The 10581-nt window shown below is 67.3% G+C and carries 9 protein-coding genes; 5 read left to right on the top strand and 4 right to left on the bottom strand.

The features are described from left to right. Positions 1-668: 668 nt before the first annotated feature. Positions 669-1310, top strand: coding sequence for a transglycosylase family protein (locus OG394_RS30200; RefSeq protein WP_328990546.1), 642 nt, complete (start codon positions 669-671; stop codon positions 1308-1310). A gap of 97 nt (positions 1311-1407) precedes the next feature. Here the strand turns inward: OG394_RS30200 and OG394_RS30195 are convergent, their stop codons facing one another. Genes OG394_RS30195 through OG394_RS30185 form a run of 3 tightly spaced genes read right to left on the bottom strand, consistent with a single transcriptional unit; the run spans position 1408 to position 3320 of the window. Continuing rightward, a complete protein-coding gene (locus tag OG394_RS30195) occupies positions 1408-2055 on the bottom strand; it encodes a hypothetical protein (protein WP_328990545.1) in 648 nt (215 codons plus the stop codon). Next, a complete protein-coding gene (locus OG394_RS30190) occupies positions 2055-2711 on the bottom strand; it encodes a Pr6Pr family membrane protein (protein WP_328990544.1) in 657 nt (218 codons plus the stop codon). The genes OG394_RS30195 and OG394_RS30190 overlap by 1 nt, the downstream gene beginning before the upstream one ends. 9 nt (positions 2712-2720) lie before the next feature. Beyond that, entirely contained in the window at positions 2721-3320 is a 600-nt protein-coding gene (locus OG394_RS30185) for a hypothetical protein (protein WP_328990543.1), read from the bottom strand. Between the two features lie 76 nt (positions 3321-3396). Between OG394_RS30185 and OG394_RS30180 the strand changes: the two genes are divergently transcribed. Both OG394_RS30180 and OG394_RS30175 read left to right on the top strand, forming a co-directional pair. Then, entirely contained in the window at positions 3397-4005 is a 609-nt protein-coding gene (locus OG394_RS30180) for a TetR/AcrR family transcriptional regulator (RefSeq protein WP_328990542.1), read from the top strand. A 59-nt stretch (positions 4006-4064) separates the two neighbouring features. Further along, positions 4065-6179, top strand: a complete 2115-nt coding sequence (locus OG394_RS30175; RefSeq protein ID WP_328990541.1) for a molybdopterin-dependent oxidoreductase — start codon at positions 4065-4067, stop codon at positions 6177-6179. On the opposite strand, the gene OG394_RS30170 is transcribed toward OG394_RS30175, so the two are convergent. Continuing rightward, on the bottom strand, positions 6176-7189 hold the full coding sequence (locus OG394_RS30170; protein ID WP_328990540.1) for a LacI family DNA-binding transcriptional regulator: 1014 nt from the start codon (positions 7187-7189) through the stop codon (positions 6176-6178). The two genes, OG394_RS30175 and OG394_RS30170, sit on opposite strands and share 4 nt — an antisense overlap. A 157-nt stretch (positions 7190-7346) precedes the next feature. Here OG394_RS30170 and OG394_RS30165 point away from each other — a divergent pair, with 157 nt between their 5' ends. Continuing rightward, entirely contained in the window at positions 7347-7967 is a 621-nt protein-coding gene (locus tag OG394_RS30165) for an SGNH/GDSL hydrolase family protein (RefSeq protein ID WP_328990539.1), read from the top strand. Between the two features lie 105 nt (positions 7968-8072). Further along, positions 8073-10535, top strand: coding sequence for a glycoside hydrolase family 2 protein (locus OG394_RS30160; protein ID WP_328990538.1), 2463 nt, complete (start codon positions 8073-8075; stop codon positions 10533-10535). Positions 10536-10581: the final 46 nt, after the last annotated feature.

Here is a 10581-nt window from a genome sequence, read left to right as displayed (position 1 = left end):
GATAGCTACCCGGATCACCGCCTCCGCCCCCCTGGCGTCATGCATCGCCCGATTCGGAGACTCCTCGGTTCCGTAGAGTACCGGAGCCGTCTCAAATCAGTCACTGTCAGTGTGAGTTGTCGAGAGATGTTTGTCACCCCTCTGTAATCAACGAGTGGGGGTTACGGCCTGCCGCCGGCCCGTCACCCTCTGAACGGCAGGCTCATCACCAGGGGCGATCGAATGCGCCGCGGGCGGTGAGAATTCGGTCGCTTAGCGTGAAATCCACTTCAGCGTTGCGCTCGGCGTTGATCACTTTGCGTGCTTTTGCCTGAATTTGGTGCGACCAAGATCACGCATCTCTTGTTTTCCGCCGAATCGTCCCGCACGATGTGTCGGTCGCGTCGTTACCGTTACGTGATCACCGGGTGAACCTTTCCCGGTGCCATTTCCCCTGCTGCCCGAAGGGAGTGGTACCTCACCAGATTGCGGAGCCCGGTACGGCTGGTTCCTTTGGGGAAACCGCCGACGATCCGAGCCCCACGCACCAGGTGACGACCACCACCGTCTCGCCATCCGCGTCACGCACGACGGAAATTCGCGGGATCTCGGGGAAAGTGCGCACAAGGCTGTATCGGCCGGGCTGGAAGAAGTTTGCCTAAATCCAGCTCGTGAGGAGCAGAAACACCATGTCCAAAGCACGTCATGCCCGTCCCAGGCGTTCCCGCCACGTGGTACGGACCCTTTCCATCACCGGCCTCGGGGCCGGTATTGCCGCTACTGGAGCCGGTGCCGCTTTCGCGTCCGCCGACTACACCGTCAAGCCGGGCGACACCCTCTCCGAGATCGCCGCGCAGCGCGGTCTGGACTGGCACGAGCTCGCCCGCGTCAACAAGCTCGCCGACCCGGACCTGATCCTGATCGGTCAGCAGCTCTCCCTCGATGGCAAGCAGGTCGCGACGCCGCGCAAGCAGACCGAGCGGAAAGCTCCCGCCAAGATCGTCAAGAAGCGTCCCGCCGCGGAGAAGACCGAGCGCAAGCGCACCACCAAGCGCACCAGCCGGTCCAGCGAGCGCTCCACCGGCGGCAGCGCCGAGATGACCGCCGCTTGGCGCAAGGTCGCCAACTGCGAGTCCAGCCTGAACCCGCGTGCGGTGAACCCCGCCGGCTACTACGGCCTGTTCCAGTTCGACAAGCAGACTTGGCGCAGCGTTGGTGGCACCGGCAACCCGATCGACGCGTCGGCAGCCGAGCAGTACATGCGAGCCAAGAAGCTCTACGCGCAGCGCGGCAGCCAGCCGTGGCCGGTGTGCGGCCGCTTCCTCCGGTAGTACACCGTCTCCGATAGCTTTTCCGGTCGACTGAAACCCCTCAGCCAACGAGCCCCGGCACCCTACGCCGGGGCTCGTTGGCGTCGGGACCAACCTTTCAGAGTTTGCTGAGTACGAGCATCTCGTCGGCGTGCCGCTGGAACTCGTACGGCACCTTGCGGATCTCGCTGGGCAGGGCCAGTCGCTCGAGTAGTTCCGGCAGGAAGGCGACCGGCTCGCCCGCGCCCTGGTGGACCAGCGGGAAGACCCGCACCTCGCCGTCGGAGACCCGGACCAACTCGCGCAACGCCTGCAAATGCCAGTCGAGGTCGAACTTGCCGGCCCACGTGAAGAGCAGATGCGAGCACAACACCAGTTCGAATTGACCAGTCGCGAACGGTAGATCGGGAAGCCCCGCACCCACGTACCGCTCGGGCTGCTCCTCCCAATGGGTCAGGAAGGCCTGCGCTGCTTGGGCGCGCATCTCGTCACGCGCCGCGGGTGTGCCATACCAATCCCAGACGAAGTCATCCACGTTCTGGTCGACAATCGACAGCCCTGTGGTCGCACTCCACCGGATGGCGTCGGCCAGCTCAGCGCGCGGCAAGTCGTACGCCGGATCGGCCGCGACCGCCTCGGCACCACGACGCGACGCCTCGGCGGTGAAACCCGAGCCGCCGGCGCAGCAGTCCAGTACCGAGGCCGGCAAAGTGGTGAGGTCGAACATCGCCTCGTATTCGGCGTACGACCTGGACGTGATGAGCATTATGGACGGGTCGCTCGATCGACCCGGATCCTTCGATCGAGTAGGGCGGCGCCTACCGCGAGGCCGAGGAGCAGTACGGCGATCAGCAGGCAGTTCAGCAAGACCGTCGGCATGCCGTGCTCGTTCACGTCCACGAACGGATACGGGTAGAACTCGGTGAACTCACCACGGATCAGCGTGAACACCAACCAGACAACGGGAAACACTACCGACCAGGCGGCGGCTCGCTCGTCCGTCTGACCGCGCGGGCCGAAGATCAGCCAGCCGAGCACACCGAGGATTGGGGTCGCCGTGTGCAGCAGCAGGTTCGCGACGGCGGCACCACCCGACAGGTCGTCGAGATCGGCCAGCACGAGGTGGTAGACGATGCCGGTGACCGCGATGCCGAGCACGCCGTTCAACCGCAGAGTGCGAAACAGCAGGGATGTTCGCTCGGGCCGGATGGCCAGCAGCAGAGTGGTGGCCCCGAGCAACAGGTTCGACTGGATGGTGAAAAAGACCAAGACGTTCAGCACGCGCTCGGGATTCTCTTGATAGAACCCGACACCATTGCCGGCCGATCCCCCGGTGACGACCAACTGCAGGATGATGCCAACGGCAACGACTAGGGCGGTGCCGGCGAACCAGACCCGCCCGACCAGCTGCTTAGAGGCCATGCAGTCAATCTACGACCTCAACGACGCCTCGGGCCGCGACTCGCGGTCACCTTCACCAGAGCCTCTGCCGCCTGTGCCGCCGCCTGTGCCCTTACCGATGCCGTAGCTGAAGGAGACAAGGCCGTCGATGACCAGCACGAGCGTCCACGTCGTTGCCGGGCCGAGCAGGGCGCCGGCCTGATCGACGCCGCCCGCGAGCAGCCCGCCGGCCAGCATCAAACCGCAGCCGATCGACCAGGCGAGCAGATGCCGGAACCAGCCCTGGCGCTCCCGCCGGGCGCGCTCCGGACCACCCTTCGGCGGCTTCACCGGCCGCGGCGCACCGGCGAACTTGTAGGCGGCCCAACCATCGGCCCACTTGATCGACTGATGCCCGAAGCCGACGCTCACGCCGATGAAGATGGCGGCCAGCGAGTGCTTGCCGGACGGCTCACCGCCACTCTGCAGGTCGATCACGCTCGCGACCAGCATGACGACGTCCACCAACGGCACACCCGCGAGCAGCACCAGGCCGAGCCGAGGCATCCGCAGCAGGTAGCGCACAGCCAGACCGGCGGCCAGCAGCACCCAGAACCCGATCTCACAGGCGGCGATGACGGCGAGCAACACGAGAGTCCCCTTGTCTCAGTTTATTTAGTACGACTGTGCTTCGAGCAACGATAACACGACCGTGCTAAAAAGGGACATGCCCAAGATCGTTGACCACGACGCCCGCCGCGAGGAGATCGCGCAGGCGCTCTGGCGCATCGTCCGACGCGACGGCATCCCGGCCGTCTCGGTCCGGACCGTCGCCGCCGAGGCCGGCAGTTCGCCCGGCGCCGTGCGGTACTACTTCCCCGACCAGGCCGGCCTGCTCAGCTTCGCGATGGAGCTGGTCTCGCGCCGAGTCACCGAACGGGTCTCGGCCGTGGAGCCGTCCGGCCCGCCGAGCAGCTGGGCCATGCAGTACCTCGAGGAGGTCATCCCGCTCGACGAGGAGCGCCGGGTCGAGTTCGACGTCTGGCTCGCGTTCGTCGCCCAGGCCAGCGCGCACAACGAGGCCAGCACGCTGTTGCGCGAGCACCTCACCCCCGTGCACGAAAGTCTTCGAGGTCTCTGCGCGTCCGTCCTGACCGGCATGGCCGAGGCGGGCGCCCTGCGCGAAGGCCTCGACCTCGACGCCGAAGCCGACCGCCTGCACGCCCTGATCGACGGCCTCTCCCTGCATGCCGCCACCCAGCACACCCGCGCGACGCCGGCCCGGGTCCGCGCGATCCTCAAAAGCCACCTCGCCGAGCTGACCTCCCAACCCTGACCTTCCAGCCGTGACCTTGACCTCGTGACGCGAGGGCTACCTGTGGGTAGGTTGAGGGGATGACGGCGACGGTACGGCGGACATCCTGCAACCTGTGCGAGGCGATCTGCGGAGTGCTGGTCACGGTCGACAACGGCCGGGTCACCGACATCCGCGGCGACGAGTCGGACCCGCTTTCGCGCGGGCACATCTGTCCCAAGGCGGTGGCGCTGCGCGACCTCCAGGACGATCCCGATCGGCTGCAACGCCCGGTACGACGTACGGCTGATGGGTGGGAAGAGCTCTCCTGGCAGGCGGCGTACGACCTGGTCGCGGAACGGCTCGCGACGATCCAGCGTGAGCACGGGAAGAACGCGGTCGGCGTCTACCTGGGCAATCCGAACGTGCACAGCCTCGGCGCTCTGACGCATATGCCGCCGCTGGTCCGGCTCCTGCGCACGCGCAACCGGTTCAGCGCGACCTCGGTCGACCAATTGCCGCACATGCTCGCGTCGTACCTGCTGTACGGGCATCAGCTGATGATCCCGGTGGCCGATATCGACCGTACGTCGTACCTGCTGATGCTCGGCGCCAACCCGCTCGCGTCGAACGGCAGCATGATGACCGCGCCCGGTTTCGCCAAACGCCTCAAGGAAGTACGGGCGCGTGGCGGCCGGGTGATCGTGATCGACCCGCGTCGGACCGAGACGGCCGCCGTTGCCGATGAGCACCACTTCATCCGGCCGGGGACCGACGCCGCGTTCCTGCTCGCGCTGGTCCACCAGGTGCTGGCCGACGGCGTCGAGGACACAGCGCCGTACGTCGATGGGCTGGCGGAACTCCGCGAAGCCCTCGCCGGGTGGACGCCGGAACGGGCCGCACCGATCACCGGTATCGACGCCGACGTCATCCGCCGGATCGCGCGCGAGTTCGCGGCGGCGGATCGGGCTGCCTGTTACGGCCGGCTCGGCGTATCGGCCCAGCGGTTCGGCGCGGTCTGCCAATGGGCCGTCCAGCTGCTCAACATAGTGACGGGCAACCTCGATCGCCCGGGCGGCACGCTGGTCCCGAAGCCGGCCGTGGACATCCTGAGCCGGATGAGCCGTGGTCATGCGGGCGTTTGGAAGAGCCGGGTGCGCGGACTGCCCGAGTTCGGTGGCGAGCTGCCCGCCGCGAGTATCGCCGAGGAGATCCTGACCGAGGGCGACGGGCGGATCCGCGCGATGGTGACGATCGCGGGCAACCCCGTGCTGTCCACGCCGAACGGCCGCCGGCTCGACGAGGCCCTGGGCACGCTGGACTTCATGGTGGCCGTCGACCCGTACATCAACGAGACGACTCGTCATGCCGACGTGATTCTGCCGCCGACACCACCGTTGGAGCGGGACCACTACGACCTCGTCTTCCACCAGTTGGCCGTGCGCAACACGGCCCGCTGGAACGCGGCCGTGCTGCCGCGACCGGACGACGCTCGCCATGACTGGGAGATCTTCCGCGGTCTCGGTTACGCGTATACCAAGGCGACGTTCGACGCCAAGCGGCTGAAGAAGGCGTTGCCGTCGCTGGCCACATTGCGGCTCAACCCGCGTCTGATCGTGGCGGCGGGCCTGCGCACCGGGCCGTACAAGTTGAGTCTGCGCAAGGTGCGGAAGTCCGCGGGCGGGATCGACCTTGGGCCGTTGCAGCCGTCGTTCCCGGAGCGGTTGCGGACGCGGAACAAGCGGATCGACCTCGTGCCGGCACTACTGATGGACGACCTGGATCGCGCGCGGAAGGCCTTGCTGGACAGGGATTCCGAGGGCGACGGGCTGTTGCTGATCGGGCGGCGGCATCTGCGTAGCAACAACTCGTGGATGCACAACTCCACCCGGTTGACGAAGGGCAAGCCCCGGCATCAACTGCTGATGAACCCGGGCGATCTGAGTCGGCGCGAGCTTGCCGACGGGCAGAAGGTGCGCATCACCTCGGCATCCGGCACGGTCGACGTCGAGGTGGCGGCGACCGAGGACATGATGCCGGGCGTGGTGAGCCTGCCGCACGGGTTCGGCCACAGTAAGGAAGGCACCCGGTTGTCGGTGGCGAACAAGGTCCTCGGCGTCAGCGCGAACGACCTGACCGACCCGGCCCTGCTCGACGACGTGGCCGGAACCGCCGCGCTGAACGGCGTCCCGGTCACCATCACCGCCTGCCCTTAGGCCCGAGGTGGGCCGGATGAGCCGCGGATCTGGAGCTTGGGCGTCGAGTTGAGGTGGGCGGCGGGCTCGGCGCCGTCCAGTAGGTCGAAGAGGTGGCCCGCCACGCGGCCGCCGTACGCGACGATGTCGTGGCTCATCGCCGACAGGGTCGGATGCGTGATGCGGCACAGGGTCGAGTCGTCCCAGGCGATGATCATGACGTCACCCGGCACGGTCAGACCGAGCTCCTGGATGGTGCCCAGACCGGCGACCGCCATCAGGTCGTTGTCGTAGATCACCGCGGTCGGGCGATCGTCGGCCGTCATCAGCTCCCGGGTCGCGCTCGCGCCTTCGTCGCCGGAGAAGTCGGTGTGCAGGATGCTGCCGGTCAGACCGAGCCGCTCGGCCGCCGCGTTGAACGCCTGGTCGCGCATCCACACGTGCCCGTGCTCAGGCGGTCCGGCCACCCGGGCGACCCGGCGATGCCCCAGCTCGGCGACGTGCTCGACGGCCTCGGTCATCGCCGTCCGGCTGTCGGTCCAGACCGCGGTCAGGCCGCCGGCCAGGCTCGGATCGCCGACGACCAGGGCGGGCAGTTCCAGCTTTTTCAGCAGCGGGATGCGAGGGTCCTTCACCCGCAGGTCGACCACGATGACCGCATCCACCCGGCGCTCGGCCGACCACTTGCGGTACGCCGCCATCTCGGTCTCGAGGTCCGGCACCACCTGGATGGTCAGCGCGTAGCCCTTGGTGCTGAGCACGGACTCGACGCCGCCGATGAAGCCCATGTAGAAGGGCTCCTCGCTGAGCGTCTTCGCGGTCCGGGCCAGCACCAGGCCGAACGTTTCGCTGCGCGCGGCGGACAGCATCCGGGCGGCGCGGTTCGGCACCCACTCGAGCTCCTCGGCGACCTTGAGCACCCGCGCCCGGGTCGCGTCGGACACGCCCGGCTGACCGTTCAGCGCGTAGGAGACGGCACCCTTCGAGACGCCCGCACGACGGGCGATCTCCTTGATGGTCACTCGGGGCACAGTGGCTCCTCCGGAATCTGGTCTACCGATCGCCTCCCGCCCGTTCGGTGGGATAGGTTTCGGTGAGTTCTCTCGCTGAACCGGTTCTTATCCTAAATGACCCTGGTTTCGGCGGGATTTCTTTGTCCTGGGTAACGGCTGGAATGTGAGGAATGCGATGAGTACGGCGATCCTGGATCCCCGCGCGACGCTGGTCTTCGCCGGTGACAGTGTCACCGATTGCGGCCGCCGGGACGACTGGCGCGCCGGTCTCGGCCGCGGTTATGTCCGCCAGCTCAAGGTCGATCTCGGTTCGCGCGCACCGCGCATCGTGAACGCCGGGATCAGCGGCAACCGGGCCGCCGATCTGGTCAAGCGCTGGCAGACCGACGTACTGAGGCACGAGCCGGACCTCGTCTCGATCATGATCGGTATCAACGACACCTGGCGGCGGTTCGACAAGTCCGACCCGACCACGGTGGAGGCCTACGAGGCGTCGTACCGCCGTTTGCTGGCGCCGTTGCGCGCGGCCCGGGCGCGGATCGTGCTGATGGAGCCGTTCCTGCTGGCGGTCAAGCCGGAGCAGCACGCCTGGCGCGAGGACCTCGACCCGAAGATCGAGGTGGTGGGCCGGCTGGCCGCGGAGTACGGCACGGTACTGGTGCCGACCGATACCGAGCTGAACAAGCGCGCGGAATCGCTCGGCGCGGTCGCGATCGCCGACGACGGCGTGCACCCGACCGCCCTTGGCCATCGGCTGATCGCGGAGATCTGGCGCCGCACTCTCCACACCGCCTGACTTCGGCCTCTATTCGTTCCGTGGGCGGGCTCTTGATCGTTACTGAACCGGTCAAGTAGCGTCGGGGCGAAATATTGTCAGTGCATTCTCGGAAGAGAGATCTCTGTGACGACATCCCTGAGTAGGGTTCCGCTCGGCAGCGCGACGGGCAGCACCTGGACCGTGCGAGCCACCAGTGGGCCGGTGCCGCCGGAGCTGGAGCGCCTGCTCAGCGAACCGTCACCCGCGACGGTGCCGGGCGAGGTGCACACCGATCTCCTCTCCGCCGGGTTGATCGACGACCCGGTCGACGGCGTCAACGAGGGCCTGCTCGCGTGGATCGGCCGGACAGGCTGGAGCTACCGGACGACCTTCGAGTGGGAGCCGGACGGTCACGCCGTCCAGGAGCTCGTTGCCGACGGCCTCGATACCGCCGCCACGGTCATCCTGAACGGCACCGAGCTCGGCCGGACCTGCAACCAACACAGGGCTTACCGGTTCAACGTCACTTCCGCTTTGGTTGCTGGCAGCAACGAGCTGGTGGTCGAGTTCGCCGCGCCGGTGGACACGGCCGTCGCTTTGTCCGAGGCGGGCGGACCTCGGCCGGGCACCAACACGCATCCGTACAACGCGATCCGCAAGATGGCGAGCAACTTCGGCTGGGACTGGGGACCGGATGTCGCGACCGTCGGCATCTGGCAGCCGATCGCCCTCGAGTCCTGGTCCGGCGCCCGCCTGGCCGCCGTCCGACCGCTCGCCGACGGCGCCGGCTTGCTCGAAACCCACGTCGACCTGGCCTGGAGCCCCGGCGCGATGGCGGAGGTCGTCGCAGTTCGGATCGGCGGCACCACCGCGGAGGCCACCGTCCTCCCTGGGACCGAGTGCGTCGTACTGCGGAACACCGTCGCGAACGTCGACCTCTGGTGGCCGCGCGGGTACGGCGAGCAGCCGTTGTACGACGTTGAGGTGGCGCTCGGGTCCGACGTCTGGGAAGGGCGGGTCGGGTTCCGGACGGTCGAGCTGGACGTCGCTCCGGACGAGCACGGCAGCCCGTTCGACCTTACAGTGAACGGGCGCAAGGTCTACATCCGCGGCGCGAACTGGATCCCGGACGACGCGTTCGTCACCCGGCTCGACCGGCAGACGTACGAGCGCAGCATCCGCGACGCGATCGACGCGAACATGAACATGCTGCGCGTCTGGGGCGGCGGCATCTACGAGACCGAAGACTTCTACGACATCTGCGACGAGCTCGGCGTCCTCGTCTGGCAGGACTTCCTCTTCGCCTGCGCGGCGTACTCCGAGGAGGAGCCGTTGCGTGGCGAGGTCGAAGCCGAGGCCCGGCAGGCCGTCACGCGGCTCAGCCAGCACGCCAGCATCGCGGTCTGGAACGGGAACAACGAGAACATTTGGGGGTACGTCGAATGGTCCTGGCGCGTGCCGCTCGCCGGCCGGACCTGGGGTGAGGGGTACTACCTGGACCTGCTGCCGAAGATCGTCGCGGAGCTGGATCCGCGCACGCCGTACTCGGCCGGCAGCCCTTTCTCCTACAGCAACTTCATCCACCCGAACGACGAGCGCTTCGGCACGATGCACATCTGGGACGTCTGGAACCAGGTCGACTACTCGGTGTATCGCGACTACAAGCCGCGGTTCGTCGCGGAGTTCGGGTTCCAAGGTCCGCCGGCCTGGTCGACGCTGACGTCGGTCGTGCATGACGAGCCGCTCGATCCGTATGCCGAGCAGATGCTCGTGCACCAGAAGGCGTTCGAGGGCAATCTCAAGCTCGAGCGAGGTTTAGGGGAACACCTGCCGGTCTGGTCGAACATCGACGACTGGCACTGGTCGACACAACTGAACCAGGCGCGGGCTGTTGCCTTCGGCATCGAGCACTTCCGCAGTCTGTTCCCGCTCAACACCGGCTCGATGGTGTGGCAGCTGAACGACAACTGGCCGGTCATCTCGTGGGCGGCCGTCGACGGCCACGGCATCCGCAAACCCTTGTGGTACGCGCTTCGCCGCGTCTTCGCCGATCGCCTGATCAGCGTGCAGCCTCGGCCCGACGGCCCGGTCGTTGCCTTGCACAACGATTCGGACGAGGTCTGGTCGACGCGGTTGACGCTTCGGCGTCGGACGGTCGGCTCGGAGGTTCTGGCGACCGAGGAGGTCGAGGTCACGGTCGAGGCTCGCGCGGCTTTGACCGTTTTGTTGCCTGCGGCGATCGCGACTTCGCTGGATGGGAAGGCGGAGTACGTCGAGGTGCTGACGGACGACGGCCTTGCGGCGTACTGGTATTTCGTCGAGGACACGACGCTGCAACTGCTGCCGCCGGAGCAGGCTTACACGGTTGCGACGAAGGCCACCGATGGCGGGTACGAGGTGACGGTCGAGGCGCTTGCGCTGGTGAAGGATCTCGCACTGTTCCCCGACCGGCTGGACCCGGCCGCGCGGGTGGACTCGGGCCTGGTCACGCTCAGCGCGGGCGAGTCGCACACCTTCCGGGTGAGCAGCACGGTTGCGCCGGAAGGGCCTATCGACGTACCGGTGCTGCGGAGCGTCAACGACCTGGTGGGCTCCGTCGATTTATGACGAGACCTTGACTAAGTAGGGCGGCGGGCTCACGCTGTGGATTGCC

Origin of the sequence: Kribbella sp. NBC_01245, assembly GCF_036226525.1 — a bacterium.
GTDB lineage: Bacteria > Actinomycetota > Actinomycetes > Propionibacteriales > Kribbellaceae > Kribbella.
Note: the sequence above shows the minus strand (reverse complement) of the source record. Positions and strands in the feature narration are given on the sequence as shown.